Source organism: Acinetobacter sp. LipI_23 (assembly GCF_058243045.1).
This window is the reverse complement of the sequence record NZ_JBZAYJ010000001.1, coordinates 500,396-522,822: the sequence shown is the minus strand read 5'-3', so window position 1 is coordinate 522,822 and position 22,427 is coordinate 500,396. Positions and strand designations below refer to the sequence as shown.

The window sequence follows — 22,427 nt, the reverse complement described above, 5'->3', positions numbered from 1 at the left end:
AATTTTGGATCAAAAAATAATCAAAACTTTTAAAATCATATAGTTATGAAATCTTTGTGCAACAAAGCCCATTCAAATTAAAAAAGTTTTATGTATGGAATACCCACTTCATGAATTGCTTTCAAATTAATACTACCGAACTACTTTTTATAAAGTATCGTTCTATGACCGTTGAACTAATGACAGTAGTTTCTGACTATTATCCCCACCTCAGCAAAGCCGAAGCACTGAGAAAAGCGAATAATCAACAATTCCCTTTCTCAGTATTCAAAATAGATAAAAGTAAACGTGCTCCATTTTTGGTACACATTAAGGATCTTGCTGCTGTCTTGGATAAGCAATATTCAGAGGCATCCAAAGATTTTGCTACGTTTCATCGATGAGGCGTAGCACCTCCTCCAACTGTAATATATTTCTTCTCGCTTTCACTGATACATAACGCTGTAAACTCCCCCAAGAATCGTGCAAACTTACTTTCTGAATTTCAGGAATAGTAAAACTCTGTTCAGCTAATCGAGTACAGCCTTCATGTCTCAAGTCATGAAATCGTAAATCTTCAATCCCCAAAATTTTACAAGCTTCTCTAAACTCTTTACCCAAAATTTTGGGATTCAAAGGCAATAACAAATTTTCATTATGTCCAAGCTTTAGCATCCGTTCTCGAACTTCTGAATGTTTCAGTCTTTTGATCAGCTCCTTACAAGGATCAAGTACATCAAATGACTTATGATTACCTTTAGAACCATTAGGATTCTTTAAATCATGCACTTTCCACGTTGAATGATGTGGGTCATAATCTCGAAGATACAATCGTGTTAATTCAGCTTCACGTCTGCATGAGAAAATTGCAAACCACATAATCAAATGCATTGGGTATTTAGAGCCATAACGATTTAGCTTCCATCGTTCTGCAAAATACTTCGTCAATGCAATCAATTCATCTCTCGAAGGCAGTCGGTCTCTTTTTTGACTGGAGGATATTTGACGTGTTTTTCTTAACTGAGCAGTAGCCTTATCGAAGCTATTTAAATCAATATCCATTTCCCACATAACAGCAGCATGAGAAAGAACACCTCTGATATGTAAAAGCTCATGTTGCAGTGTACTAGTCGCAATAGGTTCAAGATCGAGGTACGGAATTCCACCCTTCCTTAAAGCCACATGCTCGGCTAAATGTACTGATTTTATTTTTGTGATAATATTGCGCGCAATTGGTAGCTTCTTAATTAAGAGCAGAGAATAGCGTTTCGTCCTTCCGTACTCGCTCCCGACTTCATCCAAATATTTATCTATGGCATCTGATAAGGTCAGATCAATCAACTTTTCTTTGCCAAGCAAAATATCAGGATTTTCTTGAATTTCGACTTCTCGTTTCTTAATCCAGTTTTCAGCTAATTTCTTTGAGTGAAATGTTTTACTTTCAGAAAAAGCAGGAAAGCCCTTTCGAGTGATTCGAATCGCAGCACGATAGTTAACTTTACCATCTGCACCTTTCCTTGCTGTAATTGAACCCATAATTTACACCAAAAGCTATTTTTTCTATTATGGTGTAAAATTTGGTGTAAATGCAAATGGATTCACCCACCTAAACACAGGTTCAAACAAATTCTCGCAGGTTGCAGAATATAGATTAAAGGTATGATTTTTAATGACTATTAACAAAAACATTGAAAACACTCAATCTCCGAGAATCAGCGTAGCACCGATGATGGATTGGACGACCAAAGATTATCGTTTCTTTGCCCGCTTATTTAACCCGAATGTCATCCTTTATACCGAAATGGTGACCACTGGCGCGATTCTGTTTGGCGGTGCAAATCGTCATCTCGACTATAACAATGAAGAACACCCGATTGTGCTACAACTCGGTGGCTCAAATCCTAAAGACTTAGCCACTTGTACCAAAATGGCACAAGACTGGGGTTATGATGAAGTCAATTTAAATGTCGGCTGTCCAAGCGACCGTGTACAAAATAATAAAATCGGGGCCTGTCTCATGGCAGAACCTGACCTTGTCGCTGAATGTATTGCTGAAATGCAAAATGCCGTGGAGATTCCAGTCACGGTAAAGCATCGTATCGGGATTGATGACATGCATTCTTATGAAGAAATGCTACATTTTGTCGATACAGTCACGAAAACGGGCTGCGATAATTTTATCGTACACGCACGTATTGCCTTGCTTCAGGGGCTTTCTCCGAAAGAAAACCGTGACATTCCCCCACTACGTTATGAAGATGTCTATCGTTTAAAGCAAGAACGTCCAAATCTATTGATTGAAATTAATGGCGGGATCAAAACCTTTGCTGAAACACAAGAACATCTCAAACATGTTGATGGTGTGATGATTGGTCGTGAGGCCTACCATAATCCCTACCTTTTGGCAGAGCTGGGACAGCTGTGGAATTTGGATCTACCTGATCGCTTTGAAATTATTGACCAAATGCTGCCGTATATTGCAAAGCGTATGGCTGAGGGTGCGCCATTGTCGATTATCACGCGCCATATTTTGGGTTTATTCCAAAACCTTCCGGGTGCTCGAAAATGGCGTCAGGCTTTAAGTGGTGGTAATGCCAAGACTTTTGCCGATGTTGAAAATGCAATTCTTAACATTAAAGACGCAATGCAACGCACCGAAGATTATTTAAAAGAACACACTCTAGCTCAGTAATTTAGAACGTTGATCTAAACGAAAAAAGCGAAGCATCTGCTTCGCTTTTTTATGTTTCACCGTTATAGCCGAGTACAAGCTTTCACTAAAGCACGCTTGTGTATATTGGTGACACATTTTATTGTTTCAGTCTTAAAATCATAATGATAGGAAATATACTTTCCTGCAATAAGCTCGCTGACAAAGGGTTCTTTTCTAAAGTAAGCCGTAGTTATACAACCATGTAAATCAGGGGTGGCATTTACTTTAATCTGTTCAACAAATTGACTTTGCTGATGAATTTGATCCTGTAATTTTAAAATACGATTCATATTTTGAAATTCTACGGATTGAGCAATCTGTTGTATATTTTTAAAATGACAAGCCTGCGTGACATCATCATGATGCTGATGCATTGACCAAACCAATAATGACTGTATATCACTCATCATTTCTTTGGCTTCATTGACCTGATTTAAAACATAAAAATGACGAACGGTTGAGTAAATAGCATATACAACACCACAACTCAAAATGATCCCTAAAGCCACTATTGTAACATCAAGTTTGGAATGCCCTGAAAGATGAGTCATGGAGCTGCTTTATCCCTTTATATTTTAAAAGTGCTTCAGGCGAACTCTTCTTTTATATAAGAGCTTAACCGGTAAATTTACTCAGAGCACGCCAGTATTTGTCTTTAAACAAACTGACCTCTATTTCAAAGTTGCCTTTATATTTTTCAATCACTTGATCAATGACCTTGGATGGTTGGTGGTGTATCAAAAAGTATGCTAAAAAAAAGCAGGTTGAATTTTGATAAAATAGAGAAATGCAAATAACTCTAGAAATCAAATGTCCAACCTGCCTCAGTGACAGTATAAAGAAAAATGGCATCAAAGTAGATGGGAAACAAAACTACCAATGCAAAGACTGCAAACGTCAGTTTATTGGTGACCATGCTCTGAGCTATCTAGGATGTAATTCTGGCATTACTCGTAAAATATTACAGTTAATGGTCAGAGGCAGCGGTATACGAGATATCGCTGAAGTTGAGCGCATTAGTATCGGTAAAGTCTTACGGACTTTAACTGAATCGGCCTATCAAATTCAGCCTAAACAAAGTCATTATGAATCTCTCGAAGTAGATGAATTCTGGACTTTTGTTGGAAATAAAAATAATAAACAATGGCTTATTTACGCCTACCATCGAGAAACAGGTGAGATTGTTGCTTATGTTTGGGGTAAGAGAGATTTAGCTACAGTCCAAAGGTTGAAGACAAAGCTTAAACAATTAGGTATTCACTACACCCGAATTGCAAGTGATCATTGGGACAGTTTCATCACTGCTTTTAAAAACTGCAAGCAAAGTATTGGTAAGTTGTTTACTGTAGGAATTGAAGGTAATAATTGCAAAATAAGGCATCGAATAAGGCGTGGTTTTAGAAGAAGTTGCAATTTCTCCAAAAAGCTTGAAAACCATTTTAAAGCCTTCGACTTAACCTTCTTTTACATCAATAATGGCTTCATTTAATGTCAGCATACTTTTTAAAACACCACCGGATGGTTTTCTAAACTCTTTACACGCAAAATATATAGTTCTTAAGTGATTACCCGTTTCACGACCTATATTTAAATAGCCATCCACATCCTTAAGCTCTTGTAATAATGCATCTTCTATCAAATCCAGTAGTTCATAATCTGTAGACGCGGACATGCCATTTGAATGCTGACCATAATAAGAGATTTCAATCAACATCATCCATGGATGTGAGGCTTTTTGATCCCATGTTAAAAGTGTACGATTTAAAGTCGCCAGCAACGGTAGACCTTCATTGGTTTCACCTTCCAAACTGACAAATTCATCGGCATCCGTATTTGAACGGGTAATTTTGTCTAATCTTGAAATTTCACTACTTTTTAAAATTAAAATGTTTTTGAGCAAGTGAATCGGTAGCAATTCTTTTTCGGCATCTTGCTTAGACTGGACAGAAACATTGTCCAATTTGGTAACCGCATCGTACTCGCCCAAATAGTTGTCGAGGAAAATATACACAGCCTGTAAAAACGCATCGTTTTCAGCTGCATTATATTCATCATGTACCACGACCAGATCAATCTCATCGGGATATTCGGCTTGCTGGTTAAAATAAAAAGATAAAGTCTCCTGACTAAACTCATAATCATGCATATTAATCCCGACTTGATGAATATCGCTTTCAGGTTTAAGCGCAGTGAACTTCCACCCTGCAATCTCAGGTGCAGCTGCAATCAGCTCTTCCACAAAGACAATATTTGGAATGATGCCATCAGGGGTAAGAATTAATTCAGCTGTTTGTGGGGTTAACATGCCCGTCAGAAAAAAGATGCCGCAATGGACTTTTTCCAATTCAGGCGTCAATCGATCAAAGAAATCTCGCTCGATTTCAGTTTTACTGCCTTGATTCACAATGTGGTGAAAATGCTGTTGATGCTGCTGAAACCATTGCCAAAATGCAGTATATGCATTTTCATTCGCAGGCGTTTTTTTGTTTTGAGAACCCCATAATTTTTTTAAAAAGCTCATTTTTCTTTTCTCTTTTTTTCTATTGGTTTCAATATTTTTTGTGGTCTAAGGACTGTATCCATATATCGATGTATACAGTCCAATTAAACCTAAAACAGTATTATTGTTTCGCTTTCATTCCATCTAATTTTTTCAGCACTTCCGCCACTGCCACCATCGCAAAGCTTGAAGTCACCACCACCGCAGAACCATAGCCACCACAACGTAGGCCCGCACTTGGACACACATCTGCACTGGAAAATGGATTATCAATCGAATACACACAGCTAATGCCGAACTTTTCTTTTGGTTTTTTACAAATTCCCATGCCACGTAACTGGGTTCGAAGCTTCGCCAACATGGGATCTTGTTCGGTTTTAGACAAATCAGCAACTCGGATTTTTAGTGGGTCGAGCTTACCACCCGCTCCCCCCGAAACAATCAATGGGATCTTATTAAAACGGCAGTGCAACATCAGTGCTAATTTAGCTTTGACGTCATCAATACAATCTAAAATTAAGTCTGGTCGATGTTCTAAAATTTCTTTGACATTTTCTGGGGTTAAATAGTCATCGATCAAATTGATTTTGATCCGTGGATTGATGGATCGACAACGTTCGGCCATCACTTCAATTTTTTCATGACCCAAGGTTGAGCTCATGGCTGGCAATTGACGGTTAACATTCGAAGCCGCAATTGAGTCCATATCAACCAGTGTTAATTCTCCAACGCCTGTACGCGCTAAAGCCTCTACTGCCCACGAACCTACACCACCAATTCCGATCACCATGACATGACTTTTTTCATAATATGAAAAGGCCTCGTCTCCATAAATTTTGGCTACACCAGCAAAACGGCGGTCATATTCATCATGTTGCAGATCAGTCATGCGTACATCTATATCGGTAAAATCATGTTCATTTTACCTGAATACGACCTTGGATTGAATGTATCGCTACAAACAATAAAGCCCTGCTACTGACAGGGCTTTATTTCATTGAGATTAGGCTGCAATTAAATTACGCAGTACATAATGCAAAATACCGCCAGCTTTAAAGTATTCCACCTCATTCAAGGTATCAATACGGCACAACACTGTAAATTGGTCTTGGCTGCCATCTTCTCGAAGCACCTGAATATCCAAAGTTTGATGCGGCTGAATATCATCCGATAATCCATGAATCGAAAGTACTTCACGACCTGTCAAGTTTAAGGATTGGCGCGTTTGTCCATCGACAAATTGCAATGGCAATACTCCCATACCAACCAAATTCGAACGGTGAATTCGTTCAAAACTTTCGGCAATCACCGCTTTAACCCCCAATAAGTTCGTGCCTTTGGCAGCCCAGTCACGTGATGAGCCTGTGCCATACTCTTTCCCAGCAATAATGATTAACGGCGTATGTTGCTGCTGATAAAACATAGAGGCATCATAAATCGGCAAGGTTTCTCCTGTTGGAATATAGATCGTGTTTCCACCTTCTTCTCCACCGAGCATTTCATTTTTAATGCGGATATTGGCAAAAGTGCCTCGCATCATCACTTCATGGTTCCCACGTCGAGACCCGTAAGAGTTAAAGTCTTTGGGTTCAACCCCTTGCTGTTGCAAATAGCGTCCTGCGGGGCTGTCTTTCTTGATATTACCCGCTGGGGAAATATGATCGGTGGTGACCGAGTCTCCAAGCACAGCCAAAATACGTGCCTGTTCAATATTGGTAATCGGTTTCGGTGGCTTACCTATCTCTTCAAAAAATGGCGGGTGGCGAATATAGGTTGAATTCTCTTGCCAAGCATAGGTCTGACTTTGAGGAATCTGAATCTCCTGCCATGCTGCATCACCATCAAATACTGCGGCATATTCTTTATGGAACATCGCGGTATTTACGCTCTGTAGCGCATGATCAATTTCAGCCTGACTCGGCCAAATATCCTTCAAGTAGACTGCTTGCCCATCTTTGCCGAGGCCGATCGGTTGCGTGGTCAGGTCTGTACGGATATTGCCCGTCAAACCATAAGCCACCACCAAAGGTGGCGAAGCCAACCAGTTGGTTTTCACCAGAGGATGCACACGCCCTTCAAAGTTACGGTTGCCTGAAAGCACTGAAGCGACATTGAGATCATGGCACTGAATGGCTTCTTCAATCGGTTCAGGCAGTGGTCCAGAGTTGCCGATACACGTGGTACAGCCATAGCCAACCAAGTTATAACCCAACTCATCCAAATACGGTGTTAAACCTGCCGCAGCCAAATAGTCGGTCACTACTTTAGAACCAGGTGCAAGCGAACTTTTCACCCACGGTTTACGCTGTAGGCCTTTTTCAATGGCTTTTTTGGCAAGAAGTCCCGCGGCTAACATCACGCTGGGATTGGAAGTATTGGTGCATGAGGTAATGGCTGAAATGACCACATCACCATGGTTCAAGGGGTAGGATTTTCCATCAATGGTGCAAGATGGCTCCTCATGCGGTAGATTAGCTTTTTTAGCTTCAACAGCTGTGCCACCACCTTCATTTTCTAAACGCTCTTTCGCCTCTTTGGCGGGCTTTAGCGTTAGTTCCATCAAATCATGAAAAGTTTTAGGTACATCTGCTAGCAAGACACGATCTTGCGGACGTTTAGGGCCTGCCAAACTGGCCTGCACTGTGCTCATGTCCAAGCTCAACGTATCGGTAAAAACGGGTTCATCACCTGCATTTCGCCACAGGCCTTGCGCTTTACTATACGCTTCAACCAAATCAATCCGTTGTTGCTCACGACCTGTCAACGCTAGATAGTCCAAGGTCACGTCATCAATGGGGAAGAAACCACAGGTTGCACCATATTCAGGGGCCATATTGGCAATAGTGGCGCGGTCAGCCAAAGGCAAGTCGGCCAAACCATCGCCATAGAATTCAACAAATTTACCAACCACGCCTTTTTGGCGTAGCATTTGTGTGATGGTTAGAACCAAATCTGTTGCGGTAATGCCTTCATTGAGTTTTCCTGTGAGTTTGAAACCGATCACTTCAGGAATCAACATGGATACAGGCTGCCCGAGCATCGCCGCTTCAGCTTCGATCCCGCCAACACCCCAACCGAGCACGCCTAAGCCATTGATCATGGTGGTATGCGAATCTGTTCCCACCAAGGTATCAGGGAACGCAAAAGTTTGTCCCTCATCCTCCCCCAACCATACCGCTTGAGCCAGATACTCTAAATTGACTTGGTGGCAAATTCCTGTACCGGGCGGGACAACGCTAAAGTTATTAAAGGCCGATTGTCCCCAGCGTAGAAATTGATAGCGCTCACCATTGCGTTGCATTTCAATTTCGACATTTTCAGCAAAGGCATCTTTATCTGCAAAATGATCGACCATCACGGAATGATCAATCACCAAATCGACAGGGGATAAGGGATTTATCAAATTCGGATCGCCACCCGCTTGTGCCATTGCGGCACGCATGGCAGCCAAGTCAACCACGGCGGGAACCCCTGTGAAATCCTGCATCAACACACGTGCAGGCCGATATTGAATTTCTTGATCAGAGCTTCTAGTTTTTTGCCAATCGACTAGGGCTTGAATATGCTCTACTTTTACACTTTTTTGATCTTCAAAACGGAGTAAATTTTCGAGTAAGACCTTTAAAGACTTGGGTAAATGATCAATATTACCCAATGTTTGGGCGGCTTGAGGGAGGTTAAAAATTTGATAGGATTTTTCACCCACCGTGAGTGTTTGTAATGCATTGAAACTATTGATTTTGCTATATCTGGCCATTCGGTTGCCCTCCCAATATTGGCGAATGTATTTATTATGATGTTCTTTCTTTAATGTAAGCCTGTTTAGAAAAGAATGTGTTCCCTTTTGGTTATCTTATTTTTATCGAGATTATTGTCTTATTCTTCTAAAATTTTAAATGCAACGCAGCCAATGAGTTCTGCCAGAGTTGAGTTGCTAACGACCGCTCAGACTGATCCAGTGTCTGTGCGAGACTCTCCAAAACATAAGGTAAATTTACCGGTGTATTGCGGGTGGGATGCTCGGTCGATGTTTGACAACACAACGGTGTCATATCTGGACAGTCCGTTTCAATCACCAAATGTTCGCTACCAAGTGCTTGCACCACTTGATGCAATTTTTTGGCATTTGGATTGGTGATTTGTCCTGTTACCCCTATTTTAAAACCGAGTTTGACCAAGACCTTGGCTTCTTCCACCCCACCACTAAAGGCATGAGCGATACCACCAAATTTGAATTTTTGGGCTTTTAAAATAGCAATGCTTTCTGCATGTGCTTTGCGAATATGCAATAACACAGGTTTTTGATATTGCTGAGCAAGTTCCAGTTGTGCGGAAAAATAAGATTGCTGCTTGGCGAAAAGTGCAGGCTGTTTATGCTCTTTTAAAAAGGTGTCTAAACCAATTTCACCCACAGCTACGCAGTCCTGCTGCTGCAAAACCTGTTCTAAACGCTGTAAATGTTCAGTCTGATGCTGTTCGATATAAAACGGATGTAAACCTGGGGCAAGATAAGAGCATGGAACATTCTCCCAGCTTTTTAATTGCTGATGTGTCTGAATCAGCGCATCAAATCGTGATTCAAGAAAACCAATAAGGACCAGTGCCTCTACCCCAACACGTTTTGCTTGTTCGGCCAAATGTTGCCGATCAGTATCAAAATCGGCAACATCAAAGTGAGTATGGGTGTCGAACAGAGGCAAGCTCATGCTTGATTAACTCTTGGCTTCTGAAGCAGCCTGTGCGCTCTGTTTGGCTTTGGGTAAATACTCAGGCTTTAAAATTTTCTGGAGTTGATCATAACCAAGAGTTAAGCGTGGTAAACCCACCACATAAGGACCAATTTCATACTCGCCATATTGCAAAATTAGACCTTCAGTACCCAAGTAATAATTGTTACTCAAACTAAACTTCCACGCTTGCTCATATTCATCGACATTGGTCGCTAACTTAGAGTCGACGATCCAAGCACGAAAGGCTTCATGCGCTACTCTATTTAACGCCGCCTTCTGATTCGGCAACAATAGATCATCCAAACTCACCAGCTTTTGCTGCTTCAAGTCAAAATTATAATAATGCTGTGACGATGAACCATGTGCACCGCCTAAGTAGCTGCTGGTGTTCAATACCACCGTGGCCAAAGGATCTTTGGCATTTAGAATTTTCGGCTTAATCATCAAACTAATTTGATGGTTCGAACTTAAGGCTTTCAACTCTTGGTCTAAACCCAGAAAAGCAGCCAAATAAGGTTGAACTTGTTTCTCTAGTTTCAGTTTAGGGGTGATGACTTGGCCCACTACTGCAGGTTCAGAACTTGCCGCCACCGCACTTGATGCCGTGGTATCAGAACTGCTATGCATCGGCGAAATATCAATAATCTGCGAGAGATCTTTCACAATTTGTTGATCAATAAAATCATCAATAAATGCTTGATTACTTTGCAAACGATCAATGTTTAATTCAGGGCAAGCATTGCCATCACACTCAGGTAATTCGAATTGTAATTTTTCTGTGTCACCGACCAGCTTTAAGGCTGTTTCTGCCTCTGAAGCCGCTGTGGTTTGCGTTGCAGGAGTTTGAGGCTCTTTATCTTTTGGTTGGCAGGCTGTCAAACTGATGGCAGCTGCAAGTACGCTGATTGTCAATATTGTTTTGCTTTTTAACATAAATAACCTATTACCTTGTGAAGCCAGCTCTTGCTTTGGCCAATGCACTAAAACAACTGGGTATAGACATCGGCTTTTAATACCTGTTGAGTTTGTGCTTTCGTCAAATAAATATCAAGCTGAGTGCCATCTTTTACAATCTCATGAGTCCGATAGTGTAAACCAATGCCCTCTTGGTCAAAAAACCAATCTGCTTGCCCCCAGTACAACTTCGCTGGTGCAGATTTTCGCACTTCAGGTTCTTGTTTCTTCAACCAGTCTTGATACGCTTTTTGCACCAACACATTCATCGCCAGCTGCTGTTTCGGGTGAATTAAATCTAATAATGCCACCGCTTTTTGGTTTTTACGATCCGCAACAAAGAAATAATAACGTTCCTTAACATTTACATTCTCTTGATTGGTATCAACCCCAATTTGCATCAATACAAACTGATTGCGCTGATACGGTATACGCGTATACATCGCCAAGCTATAAGCCTTATTGCCCTTGAATTCAGCTTGCCATGTATCCGACTTTTTCACATAGGCATTAATGGCTTGCTGTAAGCTCATGTCTTGTTTTAAGCCAATCTGATCTTGAATCACTCGAGCCTGACTTTTGGCAATCCATTGGTTTAACCACGGATCTGCCGTTGTTAAGCTTTGCAGATCTAATTCAATACAATTCTTGGTTTCACAAAACGGTTGTGCAATATCAGCCGCTTGTTGCTGAATATTTAAATATGGTAACACTTCAGCCTGCTCTGTTTTAAATACCGAGCTTTTGGCATCTGCGTCTGTTTCAGATTGTTTAGAGGAGTCACATGCCGTCAATAAGACAGTCAAACTCACCAATATTGTATAAATAGCCTGTTTCTGCAACATGCGTCTTCCATGAAATTCATGATTAAAATAAAGTATCTTGCATAATAAAACAGCTTCACGAAGAAGCTGTTTTATTTTTTAACATCCCGATTAGTGTTCGCGGGTATTGCGGAACACGATGTCTGGATAGCGCTCTTGCATCAGTTGTAAGTTCACACGACTCGGTGCCAAGTAGGTCAAGTGACCACCACCATCTACCGATAATTGATCATGTGCTTTTTTCTTAAATTCATTGAATTTTTTGTCATCATCACATGACACCCAGCGCACAGTGTTAATGCTCACAGGCTCGTAGACGCAGTCGACTTTGTATTCTTCTTTCAAACGGTATGCCACCACTTCAAACTGAAGCACACCTACCGCACCGACAATCAAGTCATTGCTATTTTGCGGCATGAAGACCTGTGTTGCACCTTCTTCTGAAAGTTCTTTTAAGCCTTTTTGTAACTGCTTCGATTTCAATGGATCTTTCAAACGTACACGGCGGAACATTTCAGGGGCGAAGTGCGGGATACCCGTAAATTGTAGTTTTTCACCTGATGTAAAAGTATCGCCAATTTGAATCGTACCGTGGTTATGTAAACCAATAATGTCGCCCGGCCATGCCTCTTCTAGATGCTGACGATCACCGGCTAAGAAAGTCAAAGCATCACTAATGCGCACATCTTTATCTAGACGCACATGCTTCATTTTCAAACCTTTTTCATATTTTCCTGAACAAATACGCATAAAGGCAATACGGTCACGGTGTTTCGGGTCCATATTGGCTTGAATTTTAAAAACAAAGCCAGTAAAACCTTCTTCAGTCGCTTCAACCAAACGATTTTCTGTTGGGTGTGCTTTAGGTTCAGGTGCATAATTACTAAATGCATCTAACACATGGTCTACACCAAAGTTACCTAATGCTGTACCAAACAATACAGGCGTTTGACGACCCGCAAGGAACTCTGTGCGGTCTAAAGGCTCATTGGCCATTTGCACCAACTCTAGAGACTCTTCAAATGCCGCCCAAGCCAGCTCACCGACTTTTTCACGTAAGTCTGGATAGTCATAACCATCACGGACTTCGATTTCAGTAATGGTTGAACCAAAACCTGCTTTATACACATAAAACTTCTCTTCGATCAGGTTAAACACCCCAGCGAAGTCACGACCTGTACCAAGCGGCCAAGTGATCGGCACACATTTGATTTTGAGAACATTTTCAATTTCATCCAACAGCTCTAAAGGCTCACGGATTTCACGGTCCATTTTGTTCACAAATGAAATGATTGGTGTGTCACGCATACGACACACTTCCATCAGTTTCACGGTACGATCTTCAACACCTTTTGCACCATCAATTACCATCAAAGCTGAATCGACCGCCGTTAAGGTACGATACGTATCTTCAGAGAAATCTTCGTGTCCCGGCGTATCCAGCAGGTTGATCATCTTGTCTTTAAAGGGAAACTGCATGACAGAGGTGGTGATCGAAATACCACGTTCTTTTTCCATTTCCATCCAGTCTGAAGTCGCAGCACGGTCCGATTTACGGCTTTTCACCATACCAGCAATCTGAATGGCTTGTCCCCACAACAGCAATTTTTCTGTCATGGTGGTCTTACCAGCATCGGGGTGGGAAATAATAGCAAAAGTTCTACGAGCCGCTACTTCTCTAGCTAATTGATCTTTAAACATAAGGGAAATCTTCAATAGGTACACGGTTTTGTACACACTTATAAATGTGTATCCAACCCGTAAAGTGATAACTTAAAATTGGCGCAATTGTAGCAGATTTATGAATGAGATTTTATTGATAATTTTCCCTTAACCCACCAGCGCAGTACATCGCATTCGTCGTCAATTCGGATGCTTTCCCGCTCTGGTAGAGGATAAGAATAGAACGCTACAGCGCTATCAGCTACAACTTAGATGTTTAGTCCCAGATTTTAATGGTGCAATATTCTCAGATAAATGGAAGGAAGCACTATGGGACAAGTTCTACACAGCAGCGCCACAACGACACAGGCAGTGCGTCGAGCAATACAAAATAGTCAAGAGAGCTTAAGAACGCTAGCCAAGCGTTACGGCATCAATCAAAAGACCGTCGCAAAATGGAAGAAACGTACTTCAGTAGATGATCTTACAACCGGCCCAAAGAATCCTCGCTCAAGCGTGTTATCGCCTGAAGATGAGGCGGCAATTGTTGCTTTTCGAAAACGCACTTTGTTGCCGCTAGACGATTGCCTTTATGCATTGCAGCCGAGTATTCCTTATCTGACACGCTCGTCGTTACACCGCTGCTTACAGCGGCATGGTATTTCACGACTGCCTGAGGTACAAGGTGATCGCCCTGTCAGGAAGCGCTTCAAGAGCTACCCCATTGGTTACTTTCATATCGACATCGCTGAGATGCAAACAGCACAGGGTAAGCTTTATCTCTTCGTTGCCATTGATCGCACTTCCAAGTTTGCGTTCACTGAATTGCATACTAAAGCCAGTAAGATGGCAGCCGCGGAGTTCATGCGCAATCTGGTTAAGGCTGTGCCCTATAGAATCCATACGGTGCTAACAGATAACGGCATCCAGTTCACGAACCGCACCTGTGATCGCTACGCCTCTGAGCACATCTTTGATCGGGTTTGTACTGAATGTGGCATTGAACATCGTCTTACCAAGGTTAAGCATCCATGGACCAATGGACAGGTCGAGAGGATGAACCGAACGATTAAAGAAGCTACTGTCAAACGGTTCCATTACGACGATCACACTCAGCTATGCATTCACCTTGCTGATTTTATTGCTGCATACAACTTCGGCCGCAGACTCAAAACACTCAGGGGCCTGACTCCCTACGAATTCATCTGCAAACAGTGGACAGATGAACCTGAACTTTTTAAAATTGATCCGATCCATCAAATGCCGGGACTAAACACTTAGATGTACAGAAACATTGTTTGATCCGATCTGAACATACACTTAATCACGCTGCATCCAATGACAACTCGGAGTAAAACTTCCGTTGCCCCTCATACATCAAGCATTATTTTATCTTGTTTAAGCCTAATCTGAGGCCATTTTATAAACTTCATTCAAACTCTGGATATACGAAGCTATATTTCCCTGTTTTTATACGTTCTACTATAGCCAAAGGGGGCATAACCACACCTATTTCTGCTTTACGGTTTTCTCCCTCTAGGTTTCCAACATAAGTAAATTTATCATCATTAATGTGCCATACAAACCAATTGTGAGAAATTTTTATTGGTTCTTCCCCTACCATAACACCATAATCATCTGTGTCTCTGAATAATATTGTAGAAGTTCCACCCACATCAGATATGTTTCCAACTTTCTCCCAAAGATTCATTTTTATGCCAAATTTAGTGACGCAATGTGCATAAAAATCGACATCATCACTAACGATATCCAATAATGTAGGAGTTGCATGGATAGGGTATACTTTTTTAAATGCTCTGATCACATCACTATTTAATTGTGTTAAATCAAAAGCAATGAGCTGGAAATATTTTTTCACCTCATTATCCAACTTTACAGAAAAACATCACCAACCTTAGTAACGACTCTAACCATAATTATTTAATTCCAAATTGTTCCCAATGTTTTGAACTGAACAGCTTGGTATACGGACAACAGGACACTAAAACGAATAGATTCTAAAGAATGCATAAAAAGCCGATATCACTAGATAGAGGATTTTGCGAACACTGCTTATTTTTTATTAGACTCTCAACTGAATTACATCACCATAAAAGCGATCAGCCATCGGCACAAATTGTAGATATCGCTTAATTGAAATAAGTTGACGACGTATACTCAAACTCTTCTAAGCGCTTAACATCCATAGGCATACCCAACAAATAGCCTTGTAATTGCTGACAGCCTAAACGCGATAAAATTTCCATTTGCAAAGGACTTTCTACACCTTCTGCCGTCACGACTAAGCCTAAGCGAATCGCTAGATGAACAATACTTTCTAAGATCATTTCATCTTTTGAGCCAACAGTCAGCTCATGAATAAAACCGCGATCAATCTTCAACTCATCTACAGGTAGGTTTTTTAAATATAAAAAGCTAGAATGTCCTGTCCCAAAGTCATCAATCGCCAAACGAATCCCCATTTCACGTAAACGCTGTAAGGTACGAATGCTAGCTTCGATATGGTGCATGGCCGTACTTTCAGTGATTTCAATAATTAAATGATTTGGATTGACTTTGTATTTATCAAAAAGATGCTCAAGATTATTAAATAAATGCTTATGCTCAAACTGCACCGCCGATAAATTCACAGCAATTGGATACAGTTCAATTTTCTCTCGTTCCCAGATTTGCAGTTGTTTACATGCTTGCTCCAAAGCCCAATACCCCATTTGGATGATCAGTCCCGTTTTCTCCGCGCCTTTAATAAACATATTGGGGGTCAGCAAGCCTAAAGTCGGATGCTTCCAGCGAATCAACGCCTCGACTCCACAAATCCGTTGATCTTGGATGGTAAATTTAGGCTGGTAATACAAAACAAACTGTTGTTCTTCTACTGCTTTATATAAGTCATTGATCAGCTTAGTTTGGCTTTTCGCTTCTTGTTGGTCAAAGCTGTAGTTAAAAATAGAATAGGTATTTCGTCCCTGATATTTTGAGGTCAGCATCGCTGCATCGGCATTAATCAATAAATCTTGCAAATTACTACCATGTTCGGGATACATCGCAATACCAATACTCGCAGACACATTGATTTCTTTACCCGCAATCAAAAAGCTATCTTGAATCAACTCCAGCACGTGCTCCGCCATTTGGCACGCTTGCTCAGGAGTGGCCTGCTCCAGCACCATCAGAAACTCATCCCCACCAATTCTGAGAATTTTTTCATTTTTACTTAAGTGACGATGAATTCGTGTGGTCAGTTGAACCAATAATTGATCCCCAACATGATGCCCAAAGACATCATTTACGGCTTTAAAGCGGTCTAAATCGATATATAAAAAGGCAATGCTTTCATTGCGGAAGCGTTGATCTGTAAACAAAAAATGGGCGTATTCCGCCAAATACAATCGATTGGGCAGCTTGGTTAAATTGTCCTGTACAGCCTGATTTGCCAGCTCTTTATTGGCCAGAGAAAGTTGAATATTGCGCTCTTCTAAACGCTGCTCCAGCACCGCAACAACAAATGCTGCCACCAAAATCAAACAGGTAATAAAGATAACAACAAATAAAACGATGCTTTGACCTGCTTCAAGGGTCATGACCAGTTTGTCACTATTGGTTGGATAGAACGAGACTGCAAGCATACCAGTATAATGCATACTTACGATGGTCAAGGCCATCATCCCTGCAACATACCATTGGTACAACAGTTTTTTGCTGACCGCACTTTTATATTTAAAGATCAGCCAAAAGGTTAAACCCGAGCCACTGATGGCAAGTAAAATAGAGAAAACTGTCAGCAAGGGATCGTAAACACTCTGATAGCCCTCAATAATCAGACCCATCATGCCAGTATAATGCATGCCCGAAATACCAAGCCCCATCAATACCGACCCCAAAACCAATCTTAAAAAAGGTAAGGTCTGACGCGTGGTCAACCAAATTGAAAAAACAGATGCAATAAAAGCAATAAAAAAAGAAAGAATTGTCAGTGCAGGGTCAAAATAACTATGCGTCGGCAAATCACAAGCCAACATGCCCACAAAATGCATGGCCCAAATGGCACAGCCTAAGAAAAAACTACTGAGTAAAATGAGCGCTGTTTGAAATTTTTTACGCCAAGCACGAAATAATAAGCGTTCGGTCGACACTGCAAAAAAACACGCCAACAATGCCACAACAATTGAACCTAATACCAAACTAAAATCGTAATGCACATGCATCATATAAAATGTCCGTATTAATTTCTCTAGGACTTACGCATTGACGGATTCAAAAAAGTATTAAAATACTTTATAAAGTATCTGTGATCAGACGAATTAAACATGCTTCTACAGCAACTTGTACATTACCCATTTATATGGGCTTTCTCATGACAGAACCGAACTCTATTAGCTGCACACAACTTGCCGAGACTTATAACATCTCGCATGATAGTGTAAATCGCTTTCTAGAACGTGAAGACTACACACCTCACGACCTATATCAAGAAGCAATTCAACATATTGATAATAATAAACTTATAGTCAGTATTGATGATACTGTTTTAGATAAACCCTATAGTCAACATATGGACTTGGTTAGCTATTTTTGGTCAGGCAAACACCACCGATCCGTCAAGGGTATTAATCTCATTACCTTGTATGCGACAGATCAGAATGGTCAAAATATTCCAATTAATTTCCGAATTTATGACAAATCTGAAAGTAAAACCAAGAATGATTACTTTATGGATATGTTAAGTGAAGTACTCAGTTGGGGTGCAAAGATTCAATTTATTACAGGTGATAGTTGGTATTCATCGACTGGAAATCTAAAAACCATAAGAAAATATGGTATTCGATTTATGTTTGGTATCGACTGTAACCGTAAGGTTTCCCCAGAAAAAGGACAATGGTTTCAACTGCGTTTATTGCCAAATTTCCATCAGGGTCAAGTGGTCTGGCTCAAAGATTTTGGCTTTGTACAATTATTTAAGACTCAGTTAAAAGAACAGCAGAGGTTTTATATTGTGCATCAAGATGAAGATGATTTATTGTCCTTTGAGGGTTTTCATGAATTACATTCAAGTCATTGGAAAATAGAGCAATATCACCGGGTGATTAAACAGGTTTGTCATATTGAAAAGTTTCAAGTAAGACGATCTAAACTGATTTTGAATCATATTTTTTCAGCCTTGATGGCCTACGTCGAGATACAAAAGAACCAGTTTGAGCGGATCTTTGAAAATGTATATCGTTGGCAGAAGAAATTATTTAGACCAGTTATCAAAAACTTCATTGATGACTTTATTCTCGATAAAAATCATCTGCTACCACAGAGAATCTATAAATAATAGTGCGTAAGTCCTATTCTCTTTTTCTTCATTTATATCCTTTTTATCAAAGGCGAAAAGCATTACTACCCGATTAAGAATCTTATACAAACAGGTTCAGGTCAAGAAAAAATCACAGAGATATCATTAGAATTTATAGATTTATTTTACCTAGCAGATTGCTTTGGCAGCCTGCCAATCCCACATTTGTGTTTTGAATCACAATTTAAATAAAAAGCCAGTCGAAACTGGCTTTTTAATACATTGCGTCAGAGATTAAACTATTTTGCAGTGCCTTTTTGCAACTTGGCATAATCTAACAAGACATTTGCAGATTCAGTCACAAATGCTTCCTCTTCAGGCAATGCAGGACGTTGATTCGCTTTCATTTTAGCGCGTGCTTCAACCAAAGCTTCCATAGAAGCTTGATAGCTTTCCCAGTTTGCATAAGGCTTTTGTCCTGCAATCTGACGGCGCTTGTTTTCCGAGTCTAAAGTCTGTTTTTCCAGTGCCAACAATTCAGCTTTACGTTGATCAATATCTAAAACCACACGTTTTTGATCTTCGGTCTTTTTCGAGATGTCTTTACGCTGTTCAAGATAGTTAAACTGCGGGTCGACTTTAACGCGTGCTTGCGACAGCTCACCTAAACGTTTTACATACGGTGTGATACTGCCTTCACGTTTAAACGGCGCAGTTGGAATCGTATCCCATTCAAGCGCATTTTTCGCTTTACGCTCACCAAACTCTTCATTGTAAATATCTACCAGCTTCACGTCTGGAATCACGCCTTTGTTCTGCGTACTGCCACCCGTTACACGGTAAAACTTACGTTGCGTTAGTGTCGCTTGACCATGCGCCAAGTTGTCGAGCTGAACTTGTGCGGTTCCTTTACCTGTGGTGGTGCTACCAATCACAATGCCACGTTCATAGTCTTGAATCGCAGCAGAATAAATTTCGCTTGCAGATGCAGATGCTAAATTCACCATCACTGCCAATGGACCCGCATAGGTTTGCGCACCATTGTCATCGTCTTCGAAAACGCTCACATTGCCATTACCATCTCGAATTTGCACCACAGGACCTGACTTAATCACCTGTCCAAGCATGCGAGCCACTTCTTCAAGCGAACCCCCTGGGTTATTACGTAAGTCGATAATAATCCCTGAGACATTCTTGGCCGCTAAAGTTTTCAGCGCATTGTTGGTATCTTCAGATACAGAGCGATATTCTGTGCCCGCACGACGTGCACGATAGTTCAAATAGAAAGACGGAATTTCAATCAAACCAAAGGTGTATTGTTGTCCATCACGCGTTACATTCACGGTACGTGAACGTACCCCAGCATCTTCTTCTTGAATGACGTCACGGGTAATGGTCACATTACGTGCTTGGCTCATCGGCGCACCTGAACCGAGTAACCGTATGGTGACTTTGGTACCACGTTTACCACGGATTAAACCCACAATTTCATTGCTCGGCCAACCGATGACATCCACCATTTTTTCGCCATCTTGTGCCACACCAATGATGCGGTCACCCGACTTCACCTGTCCTGACTTGCTCGCTGGACCACCTTCCACAATGGTTTCGATTTTGGTGTAGTCTTCATTGCCCCGTTCAGGTCGAATCGACACCCCAATCCCTTCAAGCTGCAAAGTCGTCTGGCGGTTCAATTCCATTGCATCGACAGGTGGGAAATAGTTACTGTGCGGATCATAGGTAAGCGTCATCGCATTGAGTGTTTTGTCTAACACATCATCACTTTTCACCCGTGAAATACGTTCTAACTGGCGCATATAACGCTTGGTTAAGGTTTGTACTGGGGTTAAATCTTCCGAGCTAGTGAGATCTTGTCCATTGGCCAATTCTGGGTTGGCTTTAAGCGCTTTTTGCTTCGCCAACTCTTCTTCTTTGCTAATGGTCAAATTAATCAGCTGCGAAACCAACATTTTGTTCCAATGCTGACGCTGCGCCGCTTCATTGGCAAAATACGGTGCCTTTTCACGATCCGTTTCGATATAAACATTGGCTTGTTTTAAGTTCTGCGGCTTTTTCAGCTCATCCAGCATATAGGTATAAAACTGGGTCAAACGATCTCGATACTGTGCATGAATCGCATACGGTCCACTTAAGTCCCCTGCTTTTAAAGCCGCACCTAAGTTTGAGCCATATTTACGCTTATAACTCTCTACTTCAGAGGCAAGAAACAGCGAATGGTCTGGATCTAAACTGTCCAGATAGAAATCGAGAATACGCGCCGATGTTTTCGCATCTGAACGTTGATTGAGATAATGTTGACGGTCAACCAAGGTCGCCAGTTGACGAGACACCAAAGCCTGCTCCTGCGACGGAACAATAGCTTGTTTGGTTACAGCGGTAGTTTCAGTCGCTGCAATGGCTTCATTAATGGCATGAGTGAAAAAGAATCCACCCGTTGCAATTGCAACCGCACAAGCAATGGTTTGAAGTTTCATAAATAATTCTTAGTTCCTTGGTTTTTGACCAAAATTACAATGTCATTTTTCGACATGAATTGAGAATATTCAAAATCTTAAACAACTTAATCTGTTTATGTCGTGTAGTTTTATCATAATCTGTGCTGACAAAATGTAGCAAATCATTGCAAAATTCGGGTATTGTTTTCGACGACCTGTTTCGCTCTCATTTCAGAGCCAAAACAGTCACTGACCAAAAAATCAAATACGGACACCCAATATGATTGGCGCATTGATGCTCGACATCGCAGGCACAGAACTTACTCAAGAAGATATTGCACTATTACAAGCACCGCAAGTCGGTGGCATGATTTTATTTGGACGAAATATTGAATCTCCTGCACAAGTTCGCGCCCTCACCGACCATATGCGCCGAATTCGTCCTGATATTTTGATTGCTGTCGATCAAGAAGGCGGACGCGTTCAACGCTTAAAACAGGGCTTTAGCCTACTTCCAGCAATGGGTAAGTTTGGCGAGCTATTCTTAAGCGAACCTGAAAAAGCCTTAAGCTTGGCAGAACAATCTGGCTGGTTGATGGCAACAGAAGTTCTTGCCGTCGGTATCGACTTTAGCTTTGCCCCTGTACTCGACCTCAATGACATCAGTGATGTGATTGGTGACCGTGGCTTTGCCAAAAATATTCAAGACATCGTACCGCTGGCCAGTGCATTCCTAAAAGGGATGAAAGCCGCAGGCATGGCATCAACAGGCAAACATTTCCCCGGTCATGGTTCAGTCAAAGCAGACTCACATGTCGCAGCAGCCATCGACTCACGCACGTATGATGAAATTTATGCCAAAGATATGCAAACCTTTATCAAACTGATGCCGCAGTTAGACGCACTCATGCCTGCCCATGTAATTTATGACCAAGTCGATCCAAACCCAGCAGGTTTTTCGCCGTATTGGATTCAAACCGTGCTACGTCAGCAACTGGGCTTTGATGGTGTCTTATTCTCAGATGATTTAAGCATGCAGGCCGCATGTGTTGCAGGTGGTGCAGATTCCCGCATTCAAGCCGCACTCCATGCAGGCTGTGACATGGGACTGGTGTGTAATGACCGAGCATCCGCATGTGTAGCCTTGGAGGGAATCAACCAACTGGCGCTGCCAAACCAAGCTCGCTTAGAACGCATGCGTGGTCAGATTCCAAATATCAGCGTTCAATCGACACTGCATTTAGGTGAAGATTGGGCCAAAGTACGCGACCAAGTGGAACTGTTTAGATTAAGTTAAGCACTTCATCTTT

17 protein-coding genes and 2 pseudogenes are annotated in these 22,427 nt (G+C 41.4%); 6 read left to right on the top strand and 13 right to left on the bottom strand.

The annotated features are described in order from the left end of the window. Window positions 1-110: 110 nt before the first annotated feature. The gene (locus tag AC4CVD_RS02550) at window positions 111-383 is read left to right on the top strand and encodes a pyocin activator PrtN family protein (protein ID WP_004644614.1); all 273 of its coding nucleotides are present in this window, start codon (window positions 111-113) and stop codon (window positions 381-383) included. Here the strand turns inward: AC4CVD_RS02550 and AC4CVD_RS02545 are convergent. Next, window positions 367-1,515 (bottom strand): site-specific integrase, encoded by a 1,149-nt coding sequence (locus AC4CVD_RS02545; RefSeq protein WP_005400789.1) that lies wholly within the window; start codon window positions 1,513-1,515, stop codon window positions 367-369. The genes AC4CVD_RS02550 and AC4CVD_RS02545 overlap by 17 nt on opposite strands. A 133-nt stretch (window positions 1,516-1,648) precedes the next feature. Between AC4CVD_RS02545 and dusA the strand changes: the two genes are divergently transcribed. Continuing rightward, on the top strand, window positions 1,649-2,671 hold the full coding sequence (dusA, locus tag AC4CVD_RS02540; RefSeq protein WP_424904590.1) for a tRNA dihydrouridine(20/20a) synthase DusA: 1,023 nt from the start codon (window positions 1,649-1,651) through the stop codon (window positions 2,669-2,671). A 62-nt stretch (window positions 2,672-2,733) separates the two neighbouring features. Here dusA and AC4CVD_RS02535 read toward each other — a convergent pair whose 3' ends face one another. Together AC4CVD_RS02535 and AC4CVD_RS02530 are read right to left on the bottom strand one after the other, a co-directional pair. Continuing rightward, a complete protein-coding gene (locus tag AC4CVD_RS02535; protein ID WP_005400791.1) occupies window positions 2,734-3,243 on the bottom strand; it encodes a hypothetical protein in 510 nt (169 codons plus the stop codon). 64 nt (window positions 3,244-3,307) lie between these two features. After that, window positions 3,308-3,421, bottom strand: a pseudogene (locus AC4CVD_RS02530) (DUF695 domain-containing protein); the annotation flags it as partial. A 58-nt stretch (window positions 3,422-3,479) separates the two neighbouring features. Here AC4CVD_RS02530 and AC4CVD_RS02525 point away from each other — a divergent pair. Next, window positions 3,480-4,181 carry an IS1 family transposase gene (locus AC4CVD_RS02525; protein ID WP_005005861.1) on the top strand — a complete coding sequence of 234 codons (702 nt, stop codon included), beginning with the start codon at window positions 3,480-3,482 and terminating at the stop codon, window positions 4,179-4,181. Here AC4CVD_RS02525 and AC4CVD_RS02520 read toward each other — a convergent pair. The 7 genes from AC4CVD_RS02520 to AC4CVD_RS02490 form a co-directional block, all read right to left on the bottom strand. Beyond that, window positions 4,146-5,213 (bottom strand): DUF695 domain-containing protein, encoded by a 1,068-nt coding sequence (locus AC4CVD_RS02520; protein WP_490751959.1) that lies wholly within the window; start codon window positions 5,211-5,213, stop codon window positions 4,146-4,148. The two genes, AC4CVD_RS02525 and AC4CVD_RS02520, sit on opposite strands and share 36 nt — an antisense overlap. A 100-nt stretch (window positions 5,214-5,313) precedes the next feature. Beyond that, a complete protein-coding gene (locus tag AC4CVD_RS02515) occupies window positions 5,314-6,081 on the bottom strand; it encodes a tRNA threonylcarbamoyladenosine dehydratase (protein WP_005400793.1) in 768 nt (255 codons plus the stop codon). A gap of 114 nt (window positions 6,082-6,195) precedes the next feature. After that, window positions 6,196-8,949 (bottom strand): aconitate hydratase AcnA, encoded by a 2,754-nt coding sequence (gene acnA / locus AC4CVD_RS02510; protein ID WP_005400794.1) that lies wholly within the window; start codon window positions 8,947-8,949, stop codon window positions 6,196-6,198. Between the two features lie 127 nt (window positions 8,950-9,076). Continuing rightward, complete coding sequence (locus AC4CVD_RS02505; RefSeq protein ID WP_171054248.1) at window positions 9,077-9,892, bottom strand: TatD family hydrolase; 816 nt, start codon at window positions 9,890-9,892, stop codon at window positions 9,077-9,079. Window positions 9,893-9,904: 12 nt separating this feature from the next. Next, complete coding sequence (locus tag AC4CVD_RS02500; protein WP_005400796.1) at window positions 9,905-10,855, bottom strand: RsiV family protein; 951 nt, start codon at window positions 10,853-10,855, stop codon at window positions 9,905-9,907. Window positions 10,856-10,902: 47 nt separating this feature from the next. After that, window positions 10,903-11,721, bottom strand: a complete 819-nt coding sequence (locus AC4CVD_RS02495) for a hypothetical protein (RefSeq protein ID WP_005400797.1) — start codon at window positions 11,719-11,721, stop codon at window positions 10,903-10,905. A 90-nt stretch (window positions 11,722-11,811) separates the two neighbouring features. Beyond that, window positions 11,812-13,401 carry a peptide chain release factor 3 gene (locus AC4CVD_RS02490; protein ID WP_005400798.1) on the bottom strand — a complete coding sequence of 530 codons (1,590 nt, stop codon included), beginning with the start codon at window positions 13,399-13,401 and terminating at the stop codon, window positions 11,812-11,814. Window positions 13,402-13,692: 291 nt separating this feature from the next. On the opposite strand from AC4CVD_RS02490, the gene AC4CVD_RS02485 reads away from it, so the two are divergent. Continuing rightward, window positions 13,693-14,643, top strand: coding sequence for an IS481 family transposase (locus AC4CVD_RS02485; protein ID WP_006582413.1), 951 nt, complete (start codon window positions 13,693-13,695; stop codon window positions 14,641-14,643). Between the two features lie 148 nt (window positions 14,644-14,791). On the opposite strand, the pseudogene AC4CVD_RS02480 reads toward AC4CVD_RS02485, so the two are convergent. Together AC4CVD_RS02480 and AC4CVD_RS02475 are read right to left on the bottom strand one after the other, a co-directional pair. Next, a pseudogene (locus AC4CVD_RS02480) lies at window positions 14,792-15,297 on the bottom strand (hypothetical protein). 215 nt (window positions 15,298-15,512) lie between these two features. Further along, entirely contained in the window at window positions 15,513-17,591 is a 2,079-nt protein-coding gene (locus AC4CVD_RS02475; RefSeq protein WP_005400800.1) for a bifunctional diguanylate cyclase/phosphodiesterase, read from the bottom strand. Between the two features lie 80 nt (window positions 17,592-17,671). Here AC4CVD_RS02475 and AC4CVD_RS02470 point away from each other — a divergent pair, with 80 nt between their 5' ends. Further along, window positions 17,672-18,700: an IS701 family transposase gene (locus AC4CVD_RS02470; RefSeq protein ID WP_007116247.1), complete on the top strand. Its 1,029-nt coding sequence runs from the start codon at window positions 17,672-17,674 to the stop codon at window positions 18,698-18,700. Window positions 18,701-18,960: 260 nt separating this feature from the next. On the opposite strand, the gene AC4CVD_RS02465 is transcribed toward AC4CVD_RS02470, so the two are convergent. Next, complete coding sequence (locus AC4CVD_RS02465) at window positions 18,961-21,156, bottom strand: carboxy terminal-processing peptidase (RefSeq protein ID WP_490751958.1); 2,196 nt, start codon at window positions 21,154-21,156, stop codon at window positions 18,961-18,963. Window positions 21,157-21,397: 241 nt separating this feature from the next. Between AC4CVD_RS02465 and nagZ the strand changes: the two genes are divergently transcribed. Further along, a complete protein-coding gene (gene nagZ / locus AC4CVD_RS02460) occupies window positions 21,398-22,414 on the top strand; it encodes a beta-N-acetylhexosaminidase (protein WP_005400802.1) in 1,017 nt (338 codons plus the stop codon). The last annotated feature ends 13 nt before the right edge of the window (window positions 22,415-22,427 follow it).